The sequence below is a fragment of the Brachybacterium muris genome (genome assembly GCF_016907455.1).
Lineage (GTDB): Bacteria > Actinomycetota > Actinomycetes > Actinomycetales > Dermabacteraceae > Brachybacterium > Brachybacterium muris.
Map to the genome: position 1 here is coordinate 763533 of NZ_JAFBCB010000001.1, position 25723 is coordinate 789255.

Annotated in this window: 25 protein-coding genes, 1 pseudogene and 2 other annotated features; of the genes and pseudogenes, 24 read left to right on the forward strand and 2 right to left on the reverse strand. The window is 69.2% G+C overall.

Annotated elements, in window-relative coordinates; translation table 11 throughout:
• Nucleotides 1-13 precede the first annotated feature (13 nt).
• Together JOD52_RS03540 and JOD52_RS03545 are read right to left on the reverse strand one after the other, a co-directional pair.
• Nucleotides 14-1597: a WXG100 family type VII secretion target gene (locus tag JOD52_RS03540; protein ID WP_204408811.1), complete on the reverse strand. Its 1584-nt coding sequence runs from the start codon at nucleotides 1595-1597 to the stop codon at nucleotides 14-16.
• Nucleotides 1594-2430: a hypothetical protein gene (locus JOD52_RS03545; protein WP_017822831.1), complete on the reverse strand. Its 837-nt coding sequence runs from the start codon at nucleotides 2428-2430 to the stop codon at nucleotides 1594-1596. The genes JOD52_RS03540 and JOD52_RS03545 overlap by 4 nt, the downstream gene beginning before the upstream one ends.
• 260 nt (nucleotides 2431-2690) lie before the next feature.
• On the opposite strand from JOD52_RS03545, the gene JOD52_RS03550 reads away from it, so the two are divergent.
• From JOD52_RS03550 to trmD, 24 genes and pseudogenes are all read left to right on the forward strand, one after another.
• Nucleotides 2691-4040 carry a bifunctional folylpolyglutamate synthase/dihydrofolate synthase gene (locus JOD52_RS03550; RefSeq protein WP_204411473.1) on the forward strand — a complete coding sequence of 450 codons (1350 nt, stop codon included), beginning with the start codon at nucleotides 2691-2693 and terminating at the stop codon, nucleotides 4038-4040.
• Nucleotides 4041-4042: 2 nt separating this feature from the next.
• Nucleotides 4043-4459 carry a DUF4233 domain-containing protein gene (locus tag JOD52_RS03555; RefSeq protein ID WP_204408812.1) on the forward strand — a complete coding sequence of 139 codons (417 nt, stop codon included), beginning with the start codon at nucleotides 4043-4045 and terminating at the stop codon, nucleotides 4457-4459.
• 15 nt (nucleotides 4460-4474) lie between these two features.
• Nucleotides 4475-4900 carry a nucleoside-diphosphate kinase gene (gene ndk / locus JOD52_RS03560; protein ID WP_017822828.1) on the forward strand — a complete coding sequence of 142 codons (426 nt, stop codon included), beginning with the start codon at nucleotides 4475-4477 and terminating at the stop codon, nucleotides 4898-4900.
• A gap of 140 nt (nucleotides 4901-5040) precedes the next feature.
• Nucleotides 5041-5214 (forward strand): hypothetical protein, encoded by a 174-nt coding sequence (locus tag JOD52_RS03565; protein ID WP_017822827.1) that lies wholly within the window; start codon nucleotides 5041-5043, stop codon nucleotides 5212-5214.
• Nucleotides 5215-5351: 137 nt separating this feature from the next.
• A complete protein-coding gene (ftsY, locus tag JOD52_RS03570; RefSeq protein WP_204408813.1) occupies nucleotides 5352-6884 on the forward strand; it encodes a signal recognition particle-docking protein FtsY in 1533 nt (510 codons plus the stop codon).
• A gap of 164 nt (nucleotides 6885-7048) precedes the next feature.
• Complete coding sequence (locus tag JOD52_RS03575; protein ID WP_204408814.1) at nucleotides 7049-8374, forward strand: ammonium transporter; 1326 nt, start codon at nucleotides 7049-7051, stop codon at nucleotides 8372-8374.
• Nucleotides 8371-8709: a P-II family nitrogen regulator gene (locus JOD52_RS03580; RefSeq protein ID WP_017822824.1), complete on the forward strand. Its 339-nt coding sequence runs from the start codon at nucleotides 8371-8373 to the stop codon at nucleotides 8707-8709. The genes JOD52_RS03575 and JOD52_RS03580 overlap by 4 nt, the downstream gene beginning before the upstream one ends.
• The gene (locus JOD52_RS03585) at nucleotides 8699-11086 is read left to right on the forward strand and encodes a [protein-PII] uridylyltransferase (protein WP_052326303.1); all 2388 of its coding nucleotides are present in this window, start codon (nucleotides 8699-8701) and stop codon (nucleotides 11084-11086) included. The genes JOD52_RS03580 and JOD52_RS03585 overlap by 11 nt, the downstream gene beginning before the upstream one ends.
• Before the next feature lie 21 nt (nucleotides 11087-11107).
• Nucleotides 11108-12253, forward strand: a complete 1146-nt coding sequence (locus tag JOD52_RS03590) for an amidohydrolase family protein (RefSeq protein ID WP_259850638.1) — start codon at nucleotides 11108-11110, stop codon at nucleotides 12251-12253.
• Nucleotides 12254-12352: 99 nt separating this feature from the next.
• Entirely contained in the window at nucleotides 12353-13966 is a 1614-nt protein-coding gene (gene ffh / locus JOD52_RS03595) for a signal recognition particle protein (protein WP_017822820.1), read from the forward strand.
• 305 nt (nucleotides 13967-14271) lie between these two features.
• Nucleotides 14272-14448, forward strand: coding sequence for a hypothetical protein (locus JOD52_RS03600; protein WP_204408815.1), 177 nt, complete (start codon nucleotides 14272-14274; stop codon nucleotides 14446-14448).
• Nucleotides 14449-14581: 133 nt separating this feature from the next.
• Entirely contained in the window at nucleotides 14582-16144 is a 1563-nt protein-coding gene (gene istA, locus JOD52_RS03605; RefSeq protein WP_204408388.1) for an IS21 family transposase, read from the forward strand.
• Complete coding sequence (locus JOD52_RS03610) at nucleotides 16141-16887, forward strand: ATP-binding protein (protein WP_338124028.1); 747 nt, start codon at nucleotides 16141-16143, stop codon at nucleotides 16885-16887. The genes istA and JOD52_RS03610 overlap by 4 nt, the downstream gene beginning before the upstream one ends.
• 4 nt (nucleotides 16888-16891) lie before the next feature.
• Nucleotides 16892-17203 (forward strand): transposase, encoded by a 312-nt coding sequence (locus tag JOD52_RS03615; RefSeq protein WP_204408816.1) that lies wholly within the window; start codon nucleotides 16892-16894, stop codon nucleotides 17201-17203.
• Nucleotides 17164-17295: a sequence feature (AL1L pseudoknot), on the forward strand. (Overlaps the previous gene by 40 nt.)
• Entirely contained in the window at nucleotides 17200-18126 is a 927-nt protein-coding gene (locus tag JOD52_RS03620) for an IS3 family transposase (RefSeq protein ID WP_204408817.1), read from the forward strand. Its footprint overlaps the feature before it by 96 nt. Before JOD52_RS03615 ends, JOD52_RS03620 begins: the two co-directional genes overlap by 4 nt.
• A 336-nt stretch (nucleotides 18127-18462) precedes the next feature.
• A complete protein-coding gene (locus JOD52_RS03625) occupies nucleotides 18463-19221 on the forward strand; it encodes a DUF559 domain-containing protein (RefSeq protein ID WP_204408818.1) in 759 nt (252 codons plus the stop codon).
• A gap of 93 nt (nucleotides 19222-19314) precedes the next feature.
• Nucleotides 19315-20469, forward strand: a complete 1155-nt coding sequence (locus JOD52_RS03630; RefSeq protein WP_204408819.1) for an amidohydrolase family protein — start codon at nucleotides 19315-19317, stop codon at nucleotides 20467-20469.
• Between the two features lie 32 nt (nucleotides 20470-20501).
• Nucleotides 20502-21122, forward strand: a complete 621-nt coding sequence (locus JOD52_RS03635; protein ID WP_204408820.1) for a DivIVA domain-containing protein — start codon at nucleotides 20502-20504, stop codon at nucleotides 21120-21122.
• Between the two features lie 76 nt (nucleotides 21123-21198).
• Nucleotides 21199-22430: pseudogene (locus JOD52_RS03645) on the forward strand (IS3 family transposase).
• Nucleotides 21468-21599 (forward strand) — a sequence feature (AL1L pseudoknot). (Overlaps the previous pseudogene by 132 nt.)
• 230 nt (nucleotides 22431-22660) lie before the next feature.
• A complete protein-coding gene (gene rpsP / locus JOD52_RS03650; RefSeq protein ID WP_017822816.1) occupies nucleotides 22661-23188 on the forward strand; it encodes a 30S ribosomal protein S16 in 528 nt (175 codons plus the stop codon).
• Nucleotide 23189: 1 nt separating this feature from the next.
• Nucleotides 23190-23432, forward strand: coding sequence for an RNA-binding protein (locus JOD52_RS03655; protein ID WP_204408821.1), 243 nt, complete (start codon nucleotides 23190-23192; stop codon nucleotides 23430-23432).
• A 73-nt stretch (nucleotides 23433-23505) separates the two neighbouring features.
• Entirely contained in the window at nucleotides 23506-24372 is an 867-nt protein-coding gene (locus JOD52_RS03660) for a hypothetical protein (protein ID WP_259785429.1), read from the forward strand.
• On the forward strand, nucleotides 24369-24959 hold the full coding sequence (gene rimM / locus JOD52_RS03665) for a ribosome maturation factor RimM (protein ID WP_204408822.1): 591 nt from the start codon (nucleotides 24369-24371) through the stop codon (nucleotides 24957-24959). Before JOD52_RS03660 ends, rimM begins: the two co-directional genes overlap by 4 nt.
• 6 nt (nucleotides 24960-24965) lie before the next feature.
• Nucleotides 24966-25688 (forward strand): tRNA (guanosine(37)-N1)-methyltransferase TrmD, encoded by a 723-nt coding sequence (gene trmD, locus JOD52_RS03670; RefSeq protein WP_204408823.1) that lies wholly within the window; start codon nucleotides 24966-24968, stop codon nucleotides 25686-25688.
• Nucleotides 25689-25723 lie beyond the last annotated feature (35 nt).

The following is a 25723-nucleotide window of genomic DNA, read 5'->3' on the forward strand; positions in this document are numbered from 1 at the left end:
TGGGTTCGCCGGATCAGGACCGGTGCTCACGCCCGACGGTCACCACATGTGACTCGGCGACGTAGGTGCCGTCACCCAGATAGACCCCGGTCAGATCATTCTGCAACGAACTGAGCACAGGGTCCGTCTCACTGTGCCGTGCGACGGTTCCTGCATATCCGAGATCGGGTTCGCCACGTACCCCGACGGAATTATGGTTCTGCTCGAGTATCGCAACCGGATGGATCGAAGGGGTCTCGTAGCCCGGTAATGACACCTCGTGCCGGTTGGGTGCCTGCAAATGACTGCCGCCTGGTTGCAATCCGCCCAGATCCGTCATGGCGATGCCGTCACCGCTGACGCCACTCCATCCGATGCCGGCCTGGTGGGAGACATTCACCGATTGTGTGGTCGACTGCGCCGGGACGACGGTCTGCACCGGAGAGCCGGCGGAGAAGGCGTGGGTGACGTTGTACGTCCCGGGATCGCCAGAAGTGTTGTTGAACATCGGGTCGGCTGCGAGATCGTTGCCCACGATTCCTCCCTGTGAATGACCCACCAGCATCACGTTCGAACCAGGCGGGATACCTGCTGCATCCATGGCCGCTTGGATATCGTCCATCGCCGCAGGGTGCTGCCCGGATACCAGACGCAGGTTCGATGCCCAGTCCCTGGAGTTCCCTTGGCTTCCCCATGCGTCCCACGTCTCCAGCTTTGCGCCCTCAGTCGGAGGTATTTGCACGATGTAGACAGGATCCCCGCCCCGGGAGTTGTGGACCTCCTGGATGCCGACCTGTCCGGACTCCAGCGGCGCTTGTCCGGGGTTGGGTAGTCGAAGTTGGTTGTTCTCCAGGATCAGATCCTGGAGAGTCTGTGGACCTTGCACGGGACCGGTGGTGGTCTCGACGCCGTGCACGATCCCACCGGGCCTGTCGTCGAGGAATGCGGTGTCGTTACCGGTGAGCGCCTCGTAGACGGCCACTCCACCGGATCCCGCGGTGAGGACGGTGCTCGCCAGCACCTCAGAGATCGTGGGGACACGTTCACCGGTGGCCCAGTCGGTCATGACGTCCCGCAGGTGCTCGCCGTCACGGCGGAACTGGTCGAAGCCGTCCATGTTCAGACCCAGCCGGTCACCGATAGTGCTGATGCCGTCCATCAGGAGGTCGCTGCCCCAGCCGATGCCATCGCTGATCAGCCCGGCCGTATCGGAGAACAGCTGCTCGGCCGGGTTCTGCAACCAGTTCGGGATCCACGGGTTGTCCTCGTGGAGGTAGCCGCGGTCCATCCGGTCCGTGGGGGCGTCAGGGATGGTGCTGGGGCGGGTGCCGGGACCAGATTCGGTGCCGTCGCGGTCAGAGACCACGTCCTGCTGATCGGCCTCGCCCTCCAGCTGGGAGGCCTGGCCCTCGAGCTCGGCGAGCAGGCCGCTGATCCGCCCACTGGAGAGCTGGAGCCACTGGTCCCGGAAGCTGTCCGCGTCCGGTCCCTCCCAGGTCACGGACGTGACAGCGCTGTCGAGTGCGCCGCGAAGCTCCTCGATGCGGTTCATCCCGGTGCGGCAGGCGGCGCTGTGGTCGCGCACCTGCTGGGTGTCCATCCCGTAGAAGCCGCTCATGACCGGGCCCCCTCACCGCTCGTACCTGCGGGGTCCTCGTCCCCGGGCGTCGGTGGCAGGCCGGAGGCGAAGCGGATCGACTCCTCCAGCAGCGGGATCACGGTGCCCAGGACGTCACCGGGCTCCACCGCCACCACCTCGATCTGCGGGCGTTCCGGGGTGTCGGTGCGGTAGATCCCCAGCTGCCCGCAGTTCCACAGCCGTGCGATGGTCACCGGCTGTGCCAGGCGGGCCGGATCGGGGGAGTGGAGGGTGAGGCTGAGGGAAGCGCGGTCCCCGCGGGCGGTGAGGGCGTCCTGCAGGCGAGGGTCCAGCCCATCGAGGCGGGAGAAAGCGGTCTCGGCGTCGGCCCCGGTGATGAGCAGCTCTCGCAGGTGCGTGAGCTGGGCGGCATCCAAGCGAAGGGTGTCGGGCCTGTTCTGCACCGTCAGACGGGGCGGCGCCCCTAGAGCGCTGCCGTCAGGCAGCACGTCGGCGAACAGCCGCGGGAGGTCCTCGAGAGCGCACTCCGACCACCGCGAAGCGCCGGGATCCCCGTCAGAGGGCCCCTCGGAGTGCTCCACCGTGGCGACGTCGGCATGGATGCCCACGCGCACCCGGTGTGCGAGACCGCCTGCCTCCACTGCCAGCACCATCACCGCCGGGGCAGTCATCTGGCGCACCAGGAGGTCCAGTTCCGCGCCCTCCACTGCGCCGTCCATCGCCTCGGCTGTGGAACCACTCGTCTTGCCGACCAGCAGGGCCCGGTAGATCGGGTTCAGCGTGCGCTCGGGTGTGCCGGCGGCGCGGACGGCGCCGATCGCCCCGGGCAGGTCCAGGGTCAGCGTGGTCATCTCGAACCTCCCGTGAGCGTTCCTCCCTGTGCAGCCCGATGGCGTACAGAGCATTGGTATGGCGTGGCATTGGTGCGGCCTGGTCCGTTCACCGTATGTGCACCTTGCAGCGATGACCATGGGTAGAACTGCCCATGTGGACCACCGGCAGCTGGGGAGGAACCTCCCTGTGCCGCCGACCAGCGCGTGCTCCGTAGACTGGCCAGCGCCCCATCACCGTGCCCGTAGGAGTTGCTGTGCCCCGTCCGTCCCGTCCGGCCATGTCGCCGCAGCTGCGCGAGGTGTACGCCGCCCTCCTCGAGCGCGCGCCGGAGAACCGCATCGAACCGGACCTGTCGCGGATCCGCCGGGTGATGGAGCTGATGGGCGACCCGCAGCGCTCCTACCGCTCCATCCGCATCGCCGGCACCAACGGCAAGACCACCACCGCCCGCATTCTGGAGCGGATCCTGCGCGAGGCGGGCCTGCGCACCGGACGCACCACCAGTCCCCACCTGCACTCGCCGGTGGAGCGCATCGCGATCGACGGCTCCCCGATCGACGAGGACGGCTTCGTCCAGGCGTACCGCGACGTCGAGCCGTTCGCCCGGATCGTCGATGAGGAGTCCCTGGCGGCCGGGGGAGTGCGGCTCACCTACTTCGAGTACCTCACCGCCATGGCCTACCAGGCCTTCGCCTCCGCCCCCGTGGACGTTGCGGTGGTGGAGACCGGCCTGGGCGGCACCTGGGACGCCACCGGTGTGGTCGATCCGGACGTCGCCGTGGTTACCTCGATCGGCCTGGACCACCAGGAGTACCTGGGAGAGACCATCGCCGAGATCGCCGGGGAGAAGGCAGGGATCCTCACCACGACGGCCACCGCCGTGCTCGCCGCGCAACCGGAGGGCGATGCGGCCGACGTGCTGAGAGAGCGCATCATCGACCTCGGTGCCGAGGCCGCCTTCGAGGACGAGCAGATCGGGGTGCTGGCCCGCACCCCCGGCGTGGGCGGGCAGATGATCACCCTGCAGGGCATCGCCGGGCGCTACGAGGACCTGTTCCTGTCGCTGCTGGGCGAGCACCAGGCCCACAACGCCCTGCTCGCCGTGGCCGCAGCCGAGGCCCTCCTGGGCGACGGCTCCACACCCCTGGACACCGACCTGCTCACCGCCGCCCTCAGCACCGTCACCTCCCCGGGCCGGGCCGAGGTGGTGCGCCAGTCGCCCACGATCCTGCTGGATGCCGCCCACAACCCCTCCGGCGCCGAGACACTGGTGGCCACGGTGCGGGAGAACTTCCGCTTCACCCGCACCATCGGCCTGGTGGGAGTCCTGCAGGAGAAGGATGCCGAACAGATCCTCGCCACCCTCGAGCCGCTGCTGGACTCCGTGGTGATCACCGAGTCCTCCTCCCCGCGGGCGATCCCCGCCCACGAGCTTGCCGACATCGCCCGCGACGTGTTCGACGACGAGGACCGGGTGCTGGAGAGCACCTCCCTGCCCGATGCGATCCAGCAGGCCGTGGACCTCGCCGAGGCCGAGGGCGACATGTTCGGCGGAGTGGTGGTCGCGGGCTCGGTGACCCTCGCCGCCGAGGTGCGGGACCTGCTGGGCCTGCCGGAGGAGGAGTGAGGATGGCGCGCTCGTTGCAACCCTCTGCCCGCCCCCACGGTGCCCAGCGGATCCTCGGCGCGACCGTGCTGGTGGTCGAGGCCTTCATCGTGTTCTTCGCACTGCTGGTGGCCCACCAGCTGGTGCCCGACCAACGGGCCCTCACCTGGACCTGGGGACTAGTGACTGCTGTCGCCCTGATCATCTGCTCGGGGATGCTGAAGCGGGGCGCTGGGCCGTACTACGTGGGCATGGTGCTGCAGATCCCGGTGATCCTGCTGGGCCTGCAGGTCAGCGCCATGTGGGCGGTCGGTCCGGCCTTCGCAGCGCTGTACGTGTTCAGTGTGCTGAAGGGCAATCAGCTGGACCGGGAGAAGGATGCGGTGGACGCCGCCCATTGGCGTGCACAGGAGGCCGAAGGGGCCGACGGAGCCGCCTGAGCTAGGCTCCCCACCATGACTTCACAGCGCACTCTCGTCCTGCTCAAGCCCGACGCCGTCAAGCGCGGCCTGCGCGGGGAGATCATCCGCCGCATCGAGGCCAAGGGCTACACCATCTCCGCCCTGGCCCAGCGCACCGCCACCGATGACGAGCTGTCCGCCCACTACGCCGAGCACGAGGGCAAGCCCTTCTACCCCGGCCTGGTGGAGTACATGGGTGCCGCACCCCTGGTCGCCCTGGTGCTCGAAGGTGAGGGCGTCATCGCCGGTTTCCGCTCCCTGGCCGGCGCCACCAACCCCACCGAGGCCGCCCCCGGCACCATCCGCGGTGATCTGGCCCGCGAGTGGGACCTGCCGGTGATCCAGAACCTGGTGCACGGCTCCGACTCGGTCGAGTCCGCCGCCCGCGAGATCAGCATCTGGTTCCCCGAGCTGGGCTGAGCTCCCTGCCGGGCCGCCCTCATCCGCCGCACACGCAGGAATGTGGCGCGCTGCAGGAACGTGGCGCACTGCGGGAACGTGGCGCGCCGCACAGTGAGCGATGCGAGATCGGGACAAATCCGCAGGGCACAATGGACCCCATGGGTACTGGTGTCGTCACGGTCGGGTTCCTGCTTCTCGCGCTGCTCGCGGCTGTCGCGATCCTCGCGGCAGTCGCCATGCCCAACATCCGCCGCTCCCGTGAGTCCGGTTCCGCGCCGACTGCATCGCTGCGCACCGATCGCCACACCTCGCGCACCGGCCGCGGCGCCTGATTCCCGCGCCGTTCGCTCGAACCAGCCGACCGGCCACCCTGCGTCGATCGGCAGACCGCGCCGTGGTCCAGCCCTGCCACCTAGACTGATCGATGGCCCTGCCGCATCGCCGGCTCCAGCGACCTCGGAGGTGACCCGTGGATCCCAATGACATCCTCGCCCTAGTAGCCGGTGCAGGCGGTGGCGTGCTCGTGCTCGGCGCCGGCGCCTGGGCATACGTGCGCAGCCGCGGCAAGACCCCGACGGACCGCGGTGATCAGCCCAAGGACGGGCAGGATCGCCCCGGCAGCACCGGTACCCGCACCGGGACCGCCGTCAAGGAGCGCCCTGCCGCTCCCACCTGGGCCGATACTCTCTCGGCACCCTCCAAGCCCGCGGCGCCGAAGCCCGCGGACGATGAGCCCTTCGACCAGGACGCGAGCGACCCGAAGCCCGTCACCGACCAGAAGCCCGTCACCGGCGAGCCGGAGGCCGGGCCGGATGCGCAGGACGCAGAGGCACCCGCCTCTGTCGCCGTCCCCACGGACCAGCCCCCGGTCGATGCGGCCCCTGCAGAGGCGGCAACACCCGATGCCACCACCGCACCCGCACCCACGGAGCCCGAGCAGACGGCGACAGCTCCAGCACCCGAAGCCCCGGCTGCTGAACCCACCGCCGCAGAGGTACCGGTTAACGAGGCCACCACCACTGACGAGGCCACCAGCCGGGTCATCGACACCCCGGAGGCCCCGGCCGACCGGATGCTGCGCCTGCGCGAGCGACTGTCCCGCTCCGGCTCCATCGGCCGCGGCATCCTCACCCTGCTCACCCGCGGCACCGTGGACGAGGACACCTGGGACGAGATCGAGGAGACGCTGCTGCTGGCGGACCTCGGCCCTGACGCCACCGACGAGCTGCTGGAGGGCCTGCGTCGCCGCATCCAGGTGCTCGGCACCGACGACCCCCTGGCCGTGCGCGAGGTGCTCCGTGAAGAGCTCGTGACGCTGGTGAACCCCGAGCTGGACCGTCGCCTGGCCGCCACCACCCGCACCGCCCCCGACGGCACCGAGGTGCCCTCGGTGATCCTGATGGTCGGTGTCAACGGCACCGGCAAGACCACCACCGTCGGCAAGCTGGCCCGCGTGCTGGTGGCCGCTGAGCGCACCGTGGTGCTCGGCGCGGCCGACACCTTCCGTGCCGCCGCCGCCGACCAGCTCGCCACCTGGGGCTCCCGCGTGGGCGTGGACACCGTGCGCTCGGACCGCGACGGGGCCGACCCCGCCGCCGTCGCCTTCGACGCCGTCAAGGAGGGCATCTCCCAGGGCGTGGACGTGGTCATCATCGACACCGCCGGCCGCCTGCAGAACAAGAAGGGCCTGATGGACGAGCTCGGCAAGGTGCGCCGGGTCGCCGAGAAGGGCCTGCACGGCGACACCGTCGCTGAGGTGCTGCTGGTCATCGACGCCACCACCGGCCAGAACGGCATGCAGCAGGCCCGCGTGTTCTCCGAGGCCGTGCAGATCACCGGCATCGTGCTCACCAAGCTCGACGGCACCGCCAAGGGCGGCATCGTCGTCAACGTCCAGCGCGAGCTGGGCGTGCCGGTGAAGATGGTGGGCCTGGGCGAGGGGATGGATGACCTCACCCCCTTCGACGCCTACGGCTTCGTGGACGCCCTGCTGGGGGACTGAGCGCCTGCTCCCACTGTTCCGCTCCGTGAACGCGGAGATCACGGAAAGGTCACGGCGGCACGCTGACCTGGTAGGTCGATGGGAGCCCGCGCACGATGGCGGCACGGTCCACCGCGGACCGTGCCGGCCCGATCGGGCGGGCACCACCCATCCCAGGAACCCCCATGGACCCCTTCACCCTCGACACGGGGGCGACCGCCTGGATCCTCGTCAGTGCCTCACTGGTGCTGCTGATGACCCCCGGTCTGTCCCTCTTCTACGGAGGCATGGTGCGCGCGCGCACCGTGCTGAACATGATGCTGATGTCCTTCAGCGCCATGGCCGTCGTGGCCCTGGCCTGGACGGTGGCCGGATACTCGATCGCCTTCGGCGACGACATCGGCGGGCTGCTGGGCTCGCCCTTCCAGTTCGCGGGCCTGGTCGGCACCGACGAGCAGTCCCTGCTGGTCGGATCCGGCGTCCCCTTCCTGGTGGCGGCCGGCTTCCAGATGACCTTCGCGATCATCACCGTGGCCCTCATCTCCGGTGCCATCGCCGACCGGGTGCGCTTCGGCACCTGGATGGCCTTCAGTGCCCTGTGGGTGCTGGTCTGCTACGCCCCCATGGCCCACATGGTGTGGGGCGGCGGCCTGCTCTCCGCTGACGGGCCCTTCGCCGCGATCGCCGAACCGGTCGACTTCGCCGGCGGCACCGTGGTCCACATCAACGCCGGTATCGCCGGGCTGGTGCTCGCGATCATCGTCGGCCCCCGCCTGGGCTTCGGCAAGGACCCGATGAAGCCGCACAACCTGCCGCTGGTGATGCTGGGCGCGGCCCTGCTGTGGTTCGGCTGGTTCGGGTTCAACGCCGGATCCGCCGGCACCGCCGACGGCACCGCGGGCCTGGCCTGGGTGAACACCACCGTCGCCACCGCCGGCGCGATGCTGGGCTGGATGCTGGTGGAGAGGATCCGCGACAAGCACGTCACCTCCCTCGGCGCCGCCTCCGGCATCGTTGCGGGCCTCGTCGCGATCACCCCTGCCGCTGCCGCCGTCAACCCTCTCGGCGCGATCGCGCTCGGTGCCGTGGCCGGCATCTGCTGCGCCCTGGCCGTGAGCCTCAAGCACCGCATCGGCCTGGACGACTCCCTGGACGTGGTGGGAGTGCACCTGGTGGGCGGCCTGGTGGGCACCGTGCTGATCGGCCTGTTCGCCGTCGAGGGCGGCCTGCTGTTCGGCGGAGGCCTCTCCCTGCTGGCCGTCCAGGCACTGGTGGCACTGGCCGCCATGGGCTTCTCCGGCATCGTCACCCTCGTCATCGCCCTGCTGCTCAAGCACACCCTGGGATGGCGCCTCGATCCCGAGGACGAGCAGACCGGGATCGACATCGTCCAGCACGCCGAGGCCGGATACGATCTCGTCGGCGCTTCCGTGCGCCGCAGGTCACCGGTGCCCGTCGACCTCCCAGCCGCGCCCGCCACGGCCACCGCCACCCCAGGAGAGCACCGATGAAGCTCGTCACCGCCGTCATCCAGCCCCACGCCCGCGAGGACGTCATCGAGTCGCTGCGCGAGTACGGCGTCACCGGCATCACCCTCACCGAGGTCGCCGGCTACGGCCGCCAGGGCGGCCACACCGAGGTGTACCGCGGAGCCGAGTACCGCATCGACACCATCCCCAAGGTCAAGCTCGAGATCCTGGTGGACGACGCCGCCGAGGCCGACGTCGTGGACCTCATCGTCGCCGCAGCCCACACCGGCCGCATCGGCGACGGCAAGGTCTGGACCAGCACCGTCGACTCCGTGGTGCGGGTGCGCACCTCCGAACGGGACGTCGATGCCCTCTGAGCACCCCTCCCGCAGGAGCCCGTCGGCCACCCCGGCCGACGGGCTCCCGGTGCGCCGCCTCGACCACGCCCTCGACTCCGGCATCGGCGACCCCGCCCAGGGACCCGCCCGCCGCGCCGAGCACACCGCACTGATCGAGGACTGGCTGCGCGAGCAGTGGGAGGCCGCCGTACCGCCGACCAGGGGAGTAGCCCTCGCGGCCGTCGGCTCCGTGGGTCGGCGTGATGCCGGCCCCGCCAGCGACCTGGACCTCGTGCTGCTGCTGGACCGCGAACAGGTGGAGCCCGAGGAGGCCTCCCGCCTCGCCTCCGCGCTGTGGTACCCGGTGTGGGACTCCGGCACGTCGCTGGACCACTCCGTGCGCACCCCCGCCGAGTGCGAGCAGGTGGCCGCAGAGGACCTCCGCGCCGCCCTCTCCCTGCTGGACCTGCGCCTGGTGGCGGGGGAGGAGCGCCTCGCCTCCGACACCTCCGCCCGGGTACGGCGTGCCTGGCGCAGTGGGGCCCGCACCCGCATCGACGAGCTCGAGGAACTGGTCGAGGACCGCACCGGCCGCTACGGCATCCTCGCCCACTCCACCGAACCCAATCTCAAGTCCGACCGCGGAGGCCTGCGCGACGTCACCCTGGTGCGCGCCATCGCCGAGTCATGGCTGGCCGACCACGACCACGTGGTGGTGGACCGCGCAGCGGACGTGCTGCTGGAGGCGCGCGACGCCCTGCAGCTGGTCACCGGCCGCTCCGGCACCCGCCTGGGCCGCGCCGACCAGGACGCCGTGGCAGGGCTGTGCGGCTACGGCGAGGCCGACGACCTGCTGGCCGCCCTCGCCGACGCCTCCCGCGCGATCGCCTGGCAGCTGCGCCGCTCCCTGACCGCCGCCCGCTCCGGCGTGGCACCCGGAGGGCATGCCACCTACGGAAGCGGCGCCTCCCGCAGGCCCGCCCTTGCCCGCCTGGACCACGGCGTGATCGTGCAGGCCGGTGAGATCTCCGTGGACCCCACCCACACCGGCGCACTGCGCGACATCGCCGCTCTCCGCCACGCTGCCACCACCGGCCTGCCGCTCTCGGCCGCCACCCTGGCCCGCCTGGCCGGAGGATGGTGCCCCCGCTTCACCCCGGAGCAGCGCGACGTGCTGGTGGATGCCCTGTCCGGTGAGCATCTCGCCGAGCTGTACGAGGCGCTGGACGTGCACGGGGTGGTGGCCCGCGTGGTGCCCGGCTGGGAGGGCATCCGCAACCGGCCCCAGCGCTCACCTGTGCACCGCTACACCGTGGACCGCCACCAGATCGAGACCGTGCTGGAGGCCCAGAAGCTGCTGGGCAGCGTGGACCGGCCCGACCTGCTGCTGGTCACCGCCCTGCTGCACGACATCGGCAAGACCCCGGGCGCCGAGGACCACAGCCGGACCGGTGCACCGCTGGCCCGTGAGGCCGCCAGGGCACTCGGCTTCGATGAGGCCGATGCCGAGGTGACCGCTGCCCTGGTGCGCGAGCACCTCACCTTGGTGGACCTGGCCACCGGTCGTGACCATGCCGATCCCGCCACCGTCGAGGCGCTGCTGACGGCGGTGGACCACGATCCCTCCCGCCTGGACCTGCTGCGTGCCCTCACCGAGGCCGATGCCCGCGCCGCCGGACCCGCCGCCTGGACCACCTGGCGGGCCGAGCTGGTGGATCATCTCGCGGGCCTTGCTCGCGATGCCCTGACCGGGGTGACCAGGCCGCCCCGCGAACTGCTGGCCCCGCAGCGCTCCGCTCAGCTGACCGTGCTGGATGCCGTGCGCGATTCCGGAGGCTGCGCGGTGCTGTACCCGGCACCGAGCGAGAGCGCCCCGATCACCGAGATCTGCATGGGCGCGCCTGACGGGCCCGGCGTGTTCGCCGCCTTCGCCCGGGTGCTCACCAGGCTGCGCTTCCAGGTGCGCTCGGCGGTGATCACCACGGTGGACGGTGTGGCGGTGGATACCTGGTGGGTGACCGGCCGCGCCGGGGACCTGCCCCACCCCACCACCGTGCGCACCGCCATGGAGCGGGAACTGGCCAGGCGGGACGACCCCGCCGCCCGCGTGCTGGAGACAGAACCGGCCGCGCCCCTGCGCCGCAGTGAGGACACCCCGGTGGTGACGCTGATGCCCACCGAGCCGGGCCGGCCCACCGCCCTGCAGATCAACGCCCGCAACCGCTCCAGCCTGCTGGCTGACATCGCTGAGACCCTCACCGGGCACCGGCTGCTGGTCAGCAGCGCCCACGTGATGACCCTCGGACGCCGCGCGGTGGACGTGCTGTACCTGACCGACATCCGGGGAAGGCCCCTGGACGAGGCCACCGCCGCCCGGGTGGTCACTGCCGTCGCCGATGCCGCCGCCGGGTCCTGAGCATCGGCCCATAATGGGACGGTGACCACCACTGCCATCCTCTCCGACGTCCGCCTCGGTCTCGCCGGCGCCGACGCCACCGTCGACCTCAGCCTCCGCGACGGCGAGATCATCGCCGTCACCCCGCATGCCGATGGGCAGACGGGTGCCCAGCCGGAGGCCCCGTCGGATGACGAGCGCATCGACGGCCGCGGACTGCTGGCCATCCCGGGCCTGATCAACACCCACGCGCACGTGGACAAGTCCTGGTGGGGTCGTCCCTGGCAGTCCTTCGGCGGCCCGCCCGGGCTGGAGGGCCGCATCAGCCACGAGCGCGCCCGCCGCGACGAGCTGGGCATCCCCGGTGTGGACGTGACCGGCGAGGTGCTGCGCCAGTTCCTGCGCCACGGCACCACCGCCATCCGCACCCACGTGGACGTGGACCTCGGCGTGGGCCTGCGCGGCATCGATGTGGTGCGCGAGGCCGTCGAACAGACCTGTCCGACCATGCGCTGCACGATCGTGGCGTTCCCGCAGGACGGCGCACTGCGCCGCCCGGGCGTGGTGGACCTGCTGCGGCGCGCCGCCGAGAACGGAGTGGAGCACGTGGGCGGTCTGGACCCCGCCGGCATCGACCGTGACCCCGCCGGGCAGCTCGACGCCCTGTTCGACATCGCCGATGCCACCGGCTGCGGCATCGACATCCACCTGCACGACCCCGGTGACCTGGGCGCTTTCGAGTTCGAGCTGATCATCGAGCGCACGCGCGCCCTGGACCTGAAGGGCCGGGTGAACATCGCCCACGGTTTCGCGCTGGCCGACGTCCCCGCCGCCCGCGCCCGCGACCTGTGGAGCCCCTACGGCCCCGGCGACATGATGGAGATCGCCCGCCAGCACGCCCGCATGACCGGCGCCCGCTACGACGAGGAACTGCTGCACGTGCTGGCCCAGACCTCCACCGCCGCCGAGTGGTTCGTCGGTGGCACCGGCGAGGGCGACCGCGACTCGGGCGTCACCGGCTGGGCCGGTGGCACCGACGATCCCGCCGCGGCCGTCGGCCTCGGGGTCGGCTCCCGCGCCGACATCGTGCTGCTGGATGCAGAGAACCCGATGGATGCCCTGGTGCGCGCCCCCGCCCGGCAGCTGGTGCTCGTCGGCGGAGAGATCGCCCACGACGAGAGCCGCTGAATCGCCCCGCCCCTGCCCGTGCACCCCGGTGCCCGGTAGTCTGGCCTGCGCCGAGGACTGCCGTCACCGCCCCGGACCGACCTGAAGGACCAACGCCCCGTGTTCAACAACCTGTCCGATCGCATCACAGCGTCGCTGAAGGGCCTGCGCGGCCATGGCCGCCTCACCGAGGCCGACGTCGACAAGACGATCCGCGAGATCCGCCGCGCCCTGCTGGACGCCGACGTCGCGGTCTCCGTGGTGCGCGAGTTCACCGGGCGCGTACGCGAACGGGCCCTGGGCGAGGAGGTCTCCAAGGCCCTCAACCCCGCCCAGCAGGTCGTCAAGATCGTCCATTCCGAGCTGGTCGAGGTACTCGGCGGCGCCACCGGGGAGTTCACCTGGGCCAAGCACCCGCCCACGGTGATCATGCTGGCCGGCCTGCAGGGTGCTGGCAAGACCACCCTGGCCGGCAAGCTCGCCAAGTGGATGAAGGGGCAGGGCCACACCCCGATGCTGGTCGCCGCCGACCTCCAGCGCCCCAACGCCGTCAACCAGTTGCAGATCGTCGGTGAGCGCGCCGGAGTGCCGGTGTTCGCCCCCGAGCCCGGCAACGGTGTGGGCAATCCCGTGCTGGTGGCGATGAACGGTGTGTCCACCGCGCAGTTCCAGCAGCATGACGTGGTCATCGTCGATACCGCCGGCCGCCTCGGCATCGACGAGGAGATGATGCAGCAGGCCCGCGAGATCCGCGACGCCGTGAACCCGCACGAGACCCTGTTCGTGGTCGACGCGATGATCGGTCAGGACGCGGCCCGCGTGGCCGAGGCGTTCCGCGACGGCGTGGGCTTCACCGGTGTGGTGCTCTCCAAGCTCGACGGCGACGCCCGCGGTGGTGCGGCCCTGTCCATCACCGGCGTCACCGAGCGGCCCATCCTGTTCGCCTCCACCGGTGAGAGCCTCGATGACTTCGAGCGCTTCCACCCCGATCGGATGGCCAACCGCATTCTCGACATGGGTGACGTGCTCACCCTGATCGAGCAGGCGGAGAAGGCCTTCGACCAGAAGGAGGCCGAGAAGGCCGCTCAGAAGCTGGCCTCCGGTGAGGACTTCACCCTCGACGACTTCCTGGCCCAGATGCAGCAGCTCAAGAACATGGGCTCCATCAAGAAGATGCTGGGCATGCTGCCCAACATGGGCCAGTACCGCGAGCAGCTGGAGAACTTCGACGAGAGCGAGCTCGGTCGCGTCGAGGCGATCATCCGCTCGATGACCCCGGCCGAGCGGCAGGACCCGAAGCTGCTCAACGGATCGCGCCGCAACCGCATCGCCAAGGGCTCCGGCACCACGGTGCAGCAGGTCAACCAGCTGATGGAGCGGTTCAAGCAGGCCCAGACCATGATGCGTCAGATGGGTCGTGGCATGGCCGGCGGTGGCATGCCGGGCATGCCCGGTGGGCCCGGCATGGGCATGGGGAAGAAGTCGCGCGGCAAGGCGCAGCAGCAGCCCCGCACCAAGAAGGCCAAGTCCAAGAACCCCGCCAAGGCCGCTCGCGAGCAGGCCGAGGCCGCCAAGCGCGCAGCCGAGGGTGGTGGCACGGGTGGCTCCGCCTTCGGTGCCGGCGCTGCAGGTCAGGGCGGTGCCGGTGGCCAGGGTGGCATGCCGGATCTCTCCGACTTCGACCCCAGCCAGCTCCCGCCGGACATGCAGAAGCTCTTCGGCCAGGGCCGCTGACGCGTCTCGCCGTCGCGGTCGCCCTCCCCCTTGCGTGCTACCTCCTGACCGGCGCCAGCCCCCTTGCGTGCTACCTCCTGACCGGCGCCAGCCCCGCCCCACCGGGGTGCATCAGCCACGTCCCGTAGGTGGGGGCGGTGCAACACCCCGGTTACGGGTGGGTACGTTCCAGATTCTGGAAGCTGGCCACACGAAACTCGGTGATGCGGGGTCTGTGTTCGGCGATGTGGGGTCTGTGACGGCACGCAGCACAGGTGACTCGGACAGTCCAGTCACGGTCTGAATCGTCCGGGGTTTGATAGAGGGTGAGCCAGACATCCTGGAAGGACCCCCTGATCACCATGGCCAACTACAAGTACCCCGTCGAGCTGCGGGAGCGAGCGACCCGCCTGGCCGTCGAGGCCCGCCGCGACCCGGCGACACGCATCGGCGCGATCGCGCGGATCGCGAAGCTGAATATTCGCCTCGCTGGGGTCCGCTGATCGAGGGTTCGGGTGCCACGTCGCTGCCGTAGCGGTGGCGTCGTTCGGGACCACCAGTGGTGTCGTTGGGGCCGCTCTGTCTACGCTCCTTCCGCCGTGTGTATAGGGCACGCGGCGGAAGGAGCAATCTGGAATGGTACGGAAGATCAGGGCGAAGCTGGTGCTCCAGCTGCGCGCAGAAGGTCTGTCGGGGCGAGCGATTTCGTCCTCGCAGGGCATGTCCCGCAAGTCCGTGAGGGCGGTGTTCGAGGCCGCTGACGCTGCAGGGATCGGGTGGGGCGATATCGCGGACGTCGCCGATGAGCAGGTGTATGCCCGGTTGTTCCCGGGCCGGGGCGAGCACGAGAGCGTGTTCGCACAGCCGGACTGGGAACAGGTCCATCGAGAGATGGCCAGGGTCGGCGTGACGCTGAAGCTGTTGCACGGCGAGTACTTCGACGCGACCACGGCGGCTGGGGATCCGGCGATGGGGTATGACCGGTTTTGCCGCACCTACCAGCACCACGTCATGGTCACCGGTGCCGCTTCGAGAGTCGGTCACAAGGCCGGCCAGAGCGTGGAGGTCGACTGGTCCGGCCCCACGATGGAGCTGGCCGATCCGGTCACCGGCGAGGTCTCGAAGGTGTTCTTGTTCGTTGCCTGCCTGCCTTTTTCTCGTTACGCGTTCTGCTTCCCGGCGCTGGATATGCGCCAGGAGTCCTGGCTGCGAGCGCACGTAGCGATGTTCGAGGCGCTGGGCGGGACGGTCCCGAGGATCGTTCCGGACAACCTCAAGACCGGTGTGGTGAAGCACCCCCGCGAGGGCGAGATCGTCCTGAACGATGCGTATCGCGAGATGGCAGCGCATTACTCGGCGGCGGTGCTCCCGGGGAGGGTGCGGAAACCGAAAGACAAGGCGAGCGTGGAGAACACCGTCGCGCACGTCGCGACCTGGGTCATCGCCGGGCTGCGGGATCAGCGATTCACGTCCCTGCCCGAACTTGCAGCCGCCATCGGGCAGCGGATGGAGGCCTATAACGCGGAGCCGTTCCAGAAGCGGCCCGGATCCCGCGCCAGCGTGTTCGACGCGGAGGAGCGGCCGCTGCTGACGCCGCTGCCGGCGGTGCCCTACGAGATCTCGACATGGCACTACGGACGACGAGTGGGCAGGAACGGGCACGTCACGTTCGCGCGGAACTTCTACTCCGCGCCGTTCGCGCACATCGGCGCGAAGGTCGATCTGCGCATCACGGCCCGGACGCTGGAGATCTATCAGGGCAGCCAGCGACTGACCAGTCACCTGCTGCTCCCGGAGACCGCGAGCAATGAGTACCGCACCAACGACGCGGACCTACCTGCGGGCGAGCGTTTCCAGGCCTGGGACGCGCAGAGGGTGCGGGCGTGGGCAGATCGGGTCGGGCCGGCCACGGTGATCGTGATCCAGCGGATCTTCGAGTCCGTGCCGATCGTGGAACAGGGCCTGGATCCCGCGTTGGCGGTGCTACGGCTCTCTCGCCGCTTCTCCGTAGATCGGGTCGAGGCGGCCTGCGCACTCGCGCTGACGGGACGGGTCCGTTCACCGCGCTATGCGCATCTGCACCCGATCTTGGCCACCGGGCAGGACAAGGTCGCCGCCCTGCGTCCACCCCGCGAGGAACCCGCGGAAGACGGCGGATACGTCCGTGGCGCCGACTACTACGCCGGAGGTGTCCGGTGAGCGTGATCGATAACGACACGAAGCGGAAGCTGCGCGAGATGGGCGCGACCGCGCTGCTGGACGCGATCGATGCCCAGGATGAGGCTCACGTGCTGGGGATGTCGTTCCAGGAACGGCTCCAGCTGATCGTGGACGAGGCGCATTCCATCTTCAATCATGGAAAGGTCGAGGGTCTGATCCGCCGGGCGGGGCTGCGTTATCCCGGAGCGGACCTGCGGCGGCTGGATCTGGTCGAGGAACGGGGACTGAACCGGAACGTGATCGCGCAACTGGCAACCTGCTCCTTCATCCAGCGGCAACAGAACGTGGTCTTCCAGGGCTTCACCGGCTCAGGGAAGTCCTACCTCGGCTGCGCGCTGGCGAAGCAGGCCTGCCAGCACCGGCTCCGAGCCCACTACATCCGAATGCCCGACCTCGAAGAGGCCTGGGCCCTGGCAAAGGACAAGCCGCAGGGCCAGACGAAGTTCCTGCGGAAGTACTCCACGTTCTCGCTGCTGGTGATCGACGAGTGGCTGCTGGACCATCCTGACGAGGGAATGCGTTCGATGCTGCTGGAACTGCTCGAGCGCCGCTATGACACCGGCTCGACCGTGTTCTGCACCCAGTACCCGAAGAAGGACTGGCACGCCCGGCTCGGTGGAGCAGTCCACGCCGATGCGATCATGGACCGCATCGTGCACAACACAATCTGGATCGACACCGGCGACAGGAACATGCGAGAACACACCGCACTGCCCCAGTGACCCGATGCCGGCGGGAGCCAGTGGTCCCCACCGCGGCGGCTACTGGCCCCCGTCGGCACGATCGGCGGTCCCCAAGAGCAAGATTCGGTGGCTCCCACGACTACGAATACTCACGAAGCAGACGAACGTGCACAAGGAAGCGCTGCGGAACTGGGTCAGCAAGGCAGAAGCCGCAGACATCCCGACCGAGGCGGTGGACGCCGAAACGCGGATTCGTCAGTTGGAGGCGGAGAACCGTGAGCTGCGCCGCTCGAACGAGATCCTGAAGTCCGCGACGGCTTTTTTCGCGGCGGAGTTCGACCGCCCACAGAAGTGATCGTCGCCTACATCGACGAACAAAAAGACACGTGGGGGATCGAACCGATCTGCCGAGTTCTCACCAAAGAGCTCGATGTGAAGATCGCCCCGCAGACCTACTATGCGGCCCGCAGCCGACCTCCCTCGGCTCGCAGTGTTCGTGATGCCGAATTATCGAAGGAGATTATGCGCATTCATTTTCATCCACGAATGCGGGTCTACGGGATCCGGAAGATTCATGCGCAGCTCGTCCGCGAGGGCATCGCGGTCGGCAAGGGCAGAGTCGAGCGACTGTGCCGTTCCCTCGGCATCCGCGGCACCGTACGGGGCAAGTGCCCGCGCACCACGAAGCCGGCCCCGGAGACCGGCCGCCCCTTGGACCTCGTCCAGCGGGAATTCACCGCGACCGCCCCGAATCAGCTATGGGTAGCGGACATCACCTATGTGCCCACCAGGTCGGGATGGGTATACGTCGCCTTCGTGCTCGACGTGTTCTCACGAATGATCGTCGGCTGGCAAACCTCGACGCGGCTCTATACCGATCTGGCCCTCGACGCGCTTAACATGGGATTCTGGAACCGTCGGAAAGCTGGCCAAGACGTGAGTGGATTGATACATCATAGCGACCGCGGAGTTCAATACCGCGCCATCAAATACTCGCAGGCGCTGGAGGAAGCCGAAGTTGTCGCTTCTGTCGGCTCGAAGGGAGATTCGTACGATAACGCGATGGCCGAGGCACTGAACTCACTCTACAAGCACGAACTGATCTTTCTCGATGGGCCCTGGAACGGCATCGAGGACGTCGAGCCGGCCACCGCCGACTGGGTCCACTGGTTCAATACCGACCGCCTCCACGGCAAGCTCGACCACCGCACCCCCACCGAGATCGAGACGGACCACCGGGTCCGTCAGCACGCCCCTCAGACCGCCACCGCGGCCTGAGCAACCATCACCCGCACACCCTCAACGAAACCCGGGACTTGACAGTCCAGTCCCCGCACCTGGATTTACAGCAGCCCTGCCTCCGTCCAGCAGCCCCCGCACCAGGTTCCTCCCCATGGGGTCCATGTCCACCATCGGGCCTCACTGCCTGGGGAACCGACCACCGCGCCCTAGCGTCGGGCTATGGCACGGCGTTTCAGAAGACCAGACGATCTCATGCCGGGGAGGCTCTACTCCCGGCCTGCGCTCATCGATGCAGGCATGCACCCTCGCGTGCTCTCATCACCAGCCATCGTCGCGCCGTTGCCCGGCTACTGCGCGAGAGCGGACGCACCTGTGCCGCTGATCGCTGTGGCACAGGTGCTGCAGAACGAGGTGCGCCCCGGCGCCGTGATCAGCCATACCACTGCTCTCGAACTGCTCGGCCTACCGTTGCCGCAGCGGTGCGAGTGGAGTGCAGGGGAACCGCTCCACTGCAGGGCATCCAGCGAGCGGCAGAGGAGCGTGACCAGCCGAATCATCGTGCATGCCCCCAGGGCCTCAGCGGCGTTCCGCTGGAAAGGCATCGTCCTGTCCCACCCGCTGGTCGCTCTTCAGGACAGTGCGCAGTTCCTCGGCGACGATGACCTCGTGGTGTGCCTCGACGCACTGGCGGGTACGAAAGCAGAGCTGACGATCCCGCTCCGGGGAATCAGGGCTTTCTCCGGTCAGCTGCGCGGACGTGGAGCCGCATCGGTCAGGCGCGCAGCCGAGCTGGCAGCGGAGAACGTCTGGTCACCGATGGAGACGAGGACGCGGCTGCTCCTGTCGCGGTGGGGATACCCGTTGCCCGTAGCGAACCTGCGAATCGATGACCCTGACACGACATGGTTCGGGTTCATCGACCTGGCGTACCCGCAGTGGAAGATCGCGATCGAGTACGACAGCGAGGGGCACCGTCTGGATCGTCGGAGATGGCAGAAGGATCTGCACAAGAACGAAGTGCTGCACGGCCACGGCTGGACAGTGCTTCGCATCAGCATTGTCGACATCGCGAAGCCGGAAGCTTTCCTCCTGCGCCTTGCCGCCGCGGTCAGTCGCGCTGAAGCCGCTTGACGGCATCGGACGCCGCTCCGACCGCCCGGACTGAGGAGGCCATCATCTCGATCATGGAATGCCCGCGCGCAACGAGGCCATTAGGGTCAAAGCATGATCAGCGCTGACACCGACGCCGCAACTGCAAGCGGTGCCCCTTCGCCCCACGCCGCCGCCCCTGTCCTGCACCTCACCGGCCCCATCCTGCTGGGCCCGGAGCTGGAGGTCAGTGAGGCATGGGTGCACCAGGGCCGCATCCACCACGAGCGCCCCGACATCCCCGCAGGCACCGAGATCCGCACCATCGACGGCTACGTCGTCCCCGGACTGGCAGACCTGCACTGCCACCTCGGCATCAGTGACGAGGGCACCGGCACCACCCTGGAGCAGGCCCGCACCCAGGCCCTCACCGATCGCGACACCGGGGTGCTGCTGATCCGCGACGCCGGATCGATCATCGACAACTCCCCTCTCCAGCAGCAGGCGGATCTGCCGCGCCTGATCCGCTGCGGCCGCCACCTGGCCCGCACGCGCCGCTACCTCATCGGCTACGCCGACGAGCTCGAACCCGAGGCTCTGCCCGATGCCGTGACCCGCGAGGCCGGCCGTGGCGACGACTGGGTGAAGCTGGTGGGGGACTGGATCGACCGCACCGCAGGGGACCTCACCCCCTGCTGGGATGCGGAGACCTTCCGCGCTGCGGCCGACGCCGCCCACGCCGCCGGGGCCCGCATCACCGCACACACCTTCGCCGAGGACACCCTGCCGATGCTGCTGGACGCCGGCTTCGACTGCCTCGAGCACGCCACCGGCCTGACCGACGAAACCATCGCCCGCGCTGCGGAGACCCGCACCCCGGTGGTGACCACCCTGGTCAACGTGGGGGAGTTCGAGCAGTACGCCTCCCAGGGGGAGAAGAAGTTCCCCGCCTACGCAGCGCACATGCGTCGTCTGCGCGAGGGTCGCTACGACCGCACCCGCGACGCCCTGGACGCCGGGGTGCCGCTGCTGGTGGGCACCGATGCCGGGGGAGTGCTGGGGCACGGGATCATCCACGACGAGCTCGACGAGCTGGCCCGCGCCGGGCTCACCGGGACCCAGATCCTGCAGGCCGCCGCCTGGGGGCCGCGGGAGTTCCTCGGCGTCCCGGGCCTCGAGGACGGTTCCCCGGCCGACCTGCTCGTGGCCCAGCACGATCCCCGCACCGACCACCGGACCCTGCGGGACCTCACCGCTGTGGTCCTGGCCGGTCAGGTGGTGAAGGCATGAACGAGGCCAGAGGTCCCCATGGGCGTGACGAGATGAGTAGCGTCGACCCCGTCGTCGGGCTGATCGATGCGGCCCGGTTCGCGACGGTGAAGTTCCGTGCCGGCTACCGGACGGATGCGGTCGACGACTTCCTCGACCAGATCGTCACCCTGGTGAAGGACCCCATGGATCCGCAGCGTGCTCACCGAGAAGCGGTCGAGCGCGTGCAGGGTGCCGCGTTCCCCACCGTGACGTTCCGCGATGGCTATGACATGCAGGACGTGGACGTCTTTCTCGATGAGGTGCTGGTCCCTGCGCTCCAGGACGCCCCGGCCCCGCCGCCGCCTCCTGTCACGGACCCGCCACCACCGCGCCCGTCACCATCCGCCGCTCCGGATGCACCCGAGGACCCCCTGGTCGCGCACCTTCTCCAGGCGAGGTTCCCTCAGGCCGCCAGCAGCGCCGTCAACTACGCCGCGGACGACGTCGACCTCCTCCTGGACGAGATGATCGCGGCACTGAGCGCAAGCCCGGATCAGGGGAGCGGTCGCCACCGGGCACGCCAGCTGCTGGAGGGTGCGGCGATGGACCGCAGTACGACCAGGCGTGATGGCTACAGCGCGGAGCACGTCGATGCGTTCCTGATGGACGTCCTTGCCCGCTTGGGCAGCTGATCGAGGGGCTCGCTGTGAATCGTCCGGGGTTTGATAGAGGGTGAGCCAGACATCCTGGAAGGACCCCCTGATCACCATGGCCAACTACAAGTACCCCGTCGAGCTGCGGGAGCGAGCGACCCGCCTGGCCGTCGAGGCCCGCCGCGACCCGGCGACACGCATCGGCGCGATCGCGCGGATCGCGAAGCAGACGAACGTGCACAAGGAAGCGCTGCGGAACTGGGTCAGCAAGGCAGAAGCCGCAGACATCCCGACCGAGGCGGTGGACGCCGAAACGCGGATTCGTCAGTTGGAGGCGGAGAACCGTGAGCTGCGCCGCTCGAACGAGATCCTGAAGTCCGCGACGGCTTTTTTCGCGGCGGAGTTCGACCGCCCACAGAAGTGATCGTCGCCTACATCGACGAACAAAAAGACACGTGGGGGATCGAACCGATCTGCCGGGTTCTCACCAAAGAGCTCGATGTGAAGATCGCCCCGCAGACCTACTATGCGGCCCGCAGCCGACCTCCCTCGGCTCGCAGTGTTCGTGATGCCGAATTATCGAAGGAGATTATGCGCATTCATTTTCATCCACGAATGCGGGTCTACGGGATCCGGAAGATTCATGCGCAGCTCGTCCGCGAGGGCATCGCGGTCGGCAAGGGCAGAGTCGAGCGACTGTGCCGTTCCCTCGGCATCCGCGGCACCGTACGGGGCAAGTACCCGCGCACCACGAAGCCGGCCCCGGAGACCGGCCGCCCCTTGGACCTCGTCCAGCGGGAATTCACCGCGACCGCCCCGAATCAGCTATGGGTAGCGGACATCACCTATGTGCCCACCAGGTCGGGATGGGTATACGTCGCCTTCGTGCTCGACGTGTTCTCACGAATGATCGTCGGCTGGCAAACCTCGACGCGGCTCTATACCGATCTGGCCCTCGACGCGCTTAACATGGGATTCTGGAACCGTCGGAAAGCTGGCCAAGACGTGAGTGGATTGATACATCATAGCGACCGCGGAGTTCAATACCGCGCCATCAAATACTCGCAGGCGCTGGAGGAAGCCGAAGTTGTCGCTTCTGTCGGCTCGAAGGGAGATTCGTACGATAACGCGATGGCCGAGGCACTGAACTCACTCTACAAGCACGAACTGATCTTTCTCGATGGGCCCTGGAACGGCATCGAGGACGTCGAGCCGGCCACCGCCGACTGGGTCCACTGGTTCAATACCGACCGCCTCCACGGCAAGCTCGACCACCGCACCCCCACCGAGATCGAGACGGACCACCGGGTCCGTCAGCACGCCCCTCAGACCGCCACCGCGGCCTGAGCAACCATCACCCGCACACCCTCAACGAAACCCGGGACTTGACACTGTGCCACTCGGCACACATCCAGCGGTGGAAACCAGGTGGCCCGGGCTGGCATACTCGTTCCTTGTATGTGTCCTGGCCGGCCCTCTACCCGCCAGGCATGACACCCCGAGGACCGTCTGCGCCCGCATCACCCCACAGGCTGCGGCGGGACTCACCCGAACATCCTGAAGGAGAGTCCACCCACGTGGCTGTCAAGATCCGTCTGAAGCGCATGGGCAAGATCCGTGCACCGTTCTACCGCGTCGTCGTGGCCGATTCGCGCAAGAAGCGCGATGGCGCCGTGATCGAGGAGATCGGCAAGTACCACCCCACCGAGGACCCCTCGGTCATCGAGATCATCTCCGAGCGCGCCCAGTACTGGCTCAGCGTGGGCGCACAGCCCACCGAGCAGGTCGCCGCGCTGCTGAAGGTCACCGGTGACTGGCAGAAGTTCAAGGGTGAGGGCGACTCCGCCGGCTCCCTGAAGACCGCCGAGGAGAAGAAGTCCGCCGAGGAGCTCATCGCCGAGGCCGACAAGGCCGCCGCGGAGTCCCGCGAGGGCGCCAAGAAGTCCAAGGCCGAGAACGAGTCCGAGGAGGGCGACGTGCCTGCAGAGTCCGACGAGTCCACCAAGTCCGAGGAGACCGCTGCTGAGGCGGAGCCGGGTTCGGAGTCCACCGCCGAGGGCGAGTCCACTGAGGACGCCGAGGCGCAGACCTCCGACGAGGCCTGAGATGAGCGCTCGCGCCGAAGCTCTGGACCACCTGGTCCGCGGCATCGTGGACGATCCTGACGCTGTGCGCGTCACGGAGAAGTCGACCCGCCGCGGCCCGCTGCTCGAGGTGCGGGTCAGCCCCGCCGACCTCGGCCGCGTGATCGGTCGCTCCGGCCGCACCGCCCGTGCCCTGCGCACGGTCACCGCGGCCCTGTCCGACGACGACGTGCGGGTCGACATCGTCGACGTCGACCGGCGCTGAGGTGCCTGGCAGCATCGAACATCCCGAGAGCGGCACTGCGCGGCAGTGCCGCTCTCGGCGTACCCGCACCCTGGTGACCGCGGCTGCGGCTGTGCTGCTGGCCGCCTGCACCGGGACCGGGACGGGTCCGGGGAAGGACCCCGAGGCCACGACCACGGCAGATACCGGCGCAGGCACGACGACCAGCCCTGCCGCCTCCGCAGATCCCGCTCTGGCGGCTGCCTGCGGCGAGTTCTGGGGCGACCCCGACTACACCGCGCCCCTGTCGCGCGTGGTGCTGGACCGAGCCGCCACCGCCCCCGAGGTCGGCCCGTCGGACCCCTTCTTCTACGCGATGACCGGCGACGACGTCGACGCGACGTTCGTCGATGCGCCCGAGGGTGCGCGCACCGCGGCGACCGGACTGGCCGAGTGGTTCCGCACCCAGCCCGAGCAGGGCCAGGACGCCGACCTGGAGTCCTTCCGGACTGCCTGGCAGGGCGTGGCCTCGGAATGCGCGGAGGTCTCTGCCGCGGCAGCCTTCGCCGCCCAGCCGGGCCAGGACGCACCCAAGCCCGCATCCCTGGTGTGCGCTGATGTCTTCGACACCCCCGGCACCCTCACCCACTTCCGCAACGCCAACGTGCTGACCTCGAACATGTTCAAGCTGGTGGGCCTCAGTGCCCAACAGGTTCCCGGGGACCGCCTCGACGACGTCCAGGCCACAGCCGACCTCCTGACCAGGGAGATCGACCGGGTCGACGACGATGCGGTGCGCTCCGGCCTGGAACAGGTGCGGGCCCCGTTCCAGCAGGCCCTCGAAGGTGACATGTGGTCCGAGGGGCTCAGCGGACCGCTCGATGAACTCGGCGCGGCCTGCGACGCCGCCGGGTACGACTCCCCGGACAGCGGCGAACTGGACGACGAACCCACCGATGACGACGACGGAGGACTGGTATGACCCGCTTCGAGGTGATCGTGGCGACCATCGGCAAGGCGCACGGGCTGCGCGGCGAGGTGGCGCTGAACCTGCGCACCGATCAGCCGGCGGAGCGACTGCTGAGCGGCACCGTGTTCGACGTCGCCCCCGGGAAGCCTCAGGGAACCGGTGTCGCCCCCGGGCCCCTGCCGCGGCAGCTCACCCTGGTCTCCACCCGCACCCAGCAGGACCGCTGGTACGCGCGCTTCGAGGAGATCCCGGACCGCACTGCCGCCGAGTCCCTGCGCGGCGTCGAGCTCTCCCTGGAGCTGGATGCCGAACAGGAGAGCGAGGAGGACCCCGACGCCTGGTACGCCTCCCAACTGGAGGGCCTCCCAGTGCGGCACGTCGACGGCCGTGAGCTGGGCGTGGTCACGGGACTCCAGCACTACCCGGCGCAGGACCTGCTGCTGGTGCGCACCCCGGACGGCCGTCGCGTGCAGCTGCCGCTGGTGGAGCAGCTGGTCCCCGAGATCGACCTGGAGCGCGGCGAGATCCTCGCCGATCCCCCCGGTGGCCTGTTCGAGGACCTCCCGGACGAGGGCGACATCGCCGACGAGGAGCGCTGAGGGCGCGTGCGCATCGACGTCCTGACCATCTTTCCGGAGTACCTGGCGCCACTGGAGCTGTCCCTGATCGGCAAGGCCCGCCGCGAGGGCCTGCTGGACCTGCACCTGCATCACCTGCGGGACTGGACCCATGACCGCCACCGCACCGTGGACGACACCCCGCTGGGCGGTGGCGCCGGCATGGTGATGAAGCCGGAGCCATGGGCCGAGGCCTTCGCTGCCGTGCGTGAGCAGGGCAGGGCGCAGCTGGGTGCCGACGCCCAGCCGCTGATCGTGTTCCCCAATCCTGCAGGTGTCCCCTTCACGCAGGCCACCGCCCGGGAATGGTCGGAGCGCGAATGGATCGTGTTCGCCTGCGGCCGCTACGAGGGCATCGACGAACGGGTGTACGAGCATCTGGCCGACGAGGGCTACGAGGTGGCCTTGGCCTCGCTGGGGGACTACGTGCTCAACGGCGGCGAGGTCGCGGTGCTCGCGATCACCGAGGCCGTGGTGCGCCTGGTCCCGGGAGTGGTGGGCAATGCCGAGTCCCTGGTCGAGGAATCCCACTCCGACGGGATGCTGGAATACCCGCTATACACCCGGCCGGCGCGCTGGACGGACCCGGCCGGCACCGTGCGGGAGGCTCCCGAGATCCTGCTGTCCGGGGACCACGGGCGCATCGCCGCCTGGCGGCGCGAGCAGTCGCAGCTGCGCACACAGCAGCGTCGACCGGACCTGCTGGCCTGAGCGCGCCCGCCGCGTGACGGATCCGACACCGGCGA

Bases quoted from the DNA above. Each gene is read 5' to 3' on its own strand.
- JOD52_RS03540 (WP_204408811.1), bottom strand. From the start codon at position 1,597: ATGAGCGGCTTCTACGGGATGGACACCCAGCAGGTGCGCGACCACAGC.
- JOD52_RS03545 (WP_017822831.1), bottom strand. From the start codon at position 2,430: ATGACCACGCTGACCCTGGACCTGCCCGGGGCGATCGGCGCCGTCCGC.
- JOD52_RS03550 (WP_204411473.1), top strand. From the start codon at position 2,691: ATGTCGCCGCAGCTGCGCGAGGTGTACGCCGCCCTCCTCGAGCGCGCG.
- JOD52_RS03555 (WP_204408812.1), top strand. From the start codon at position 4,043: ATGGCGCGCTCGTTGCAACCCTCTGCCCGCCCCCACGGTGCCCAGCGG.
- ndk (WP_017822828.1), top strand. From the start codon at position 4,475: ATGACTTCACAGCGCACTCTCGTCCTGCTCAAGCCCGACGCCGTCAAG.
- JOD52_RS03565 (WP_017822827.1), top strand. From the start codon at position 5,041: ATGGGTACTGGTGTCGTCACGGTCGGGTTCCTGCTTCTCGCGCTGCTC.
- JOD52_RS03575 (WP_204408814.1), top strand. From the start codon at position 7,049: ATGGACCCCTTCACCCTCGACACGGGGGCGACCGCCTGGATCCTCGTC.
- JOD52_RS03580 (WP_017822824.1), top strand. From the start codon at position 8,371: ATGAAGCTCGTCACCGCCGTCATCCAGCCCCACGCCCGCGAGGACGTC.
- JOD52_RS03585 (WP_052326303.1), top strand. From the start codon at position 8,699: ATGCCCTCTGAGCACCCCTCCCGCAGGAGCCCGTCGGCCACCCCGGCC.
- istA (WP_204408388.1), top strand. From the start codon at position 14,582: ATGGTACGGAAGATCAGGGCGAAGCTGGTGCTCCAGCTGCGCGCAGAA.
- JOD52_RS03615 (WP_204408816.1), top strand. From the start codon at position 16,892: ATGCCGGCGGGAGCCAGTGGTCCCCACCGCGGCGGCTACTGGCCCCCG.
- JOD52_RS03630 (WP_204408819.1), top strand. From the start codon at position 19,315: ATGATCAGCGCTGACACCGACGCCGCAACTGCAAGCGGTGCCCCTTCG.
- JOD52_RS03635 (WP_204408820.1), top strand. From the start codon at position 20,502: ATGAGTAGCGTCGACCCCGTCGTCGGGCTGATCGATGCGGCCCGGTTC.
- JOD52_RS03655 (WP_204408821.1), top strand. From the start codon at position 23,190: ATGAGCGCTCGCGCCGAAGCTCTGGACCACCTGGTCCGCGGCATCGTG.
- rimM (WP_204408822.1), top strand. From the start codon at position 24,369: ATGACCCGCTTCGAGGTGATCGTGGCGACCATCGGCAAGGCGCACGGG.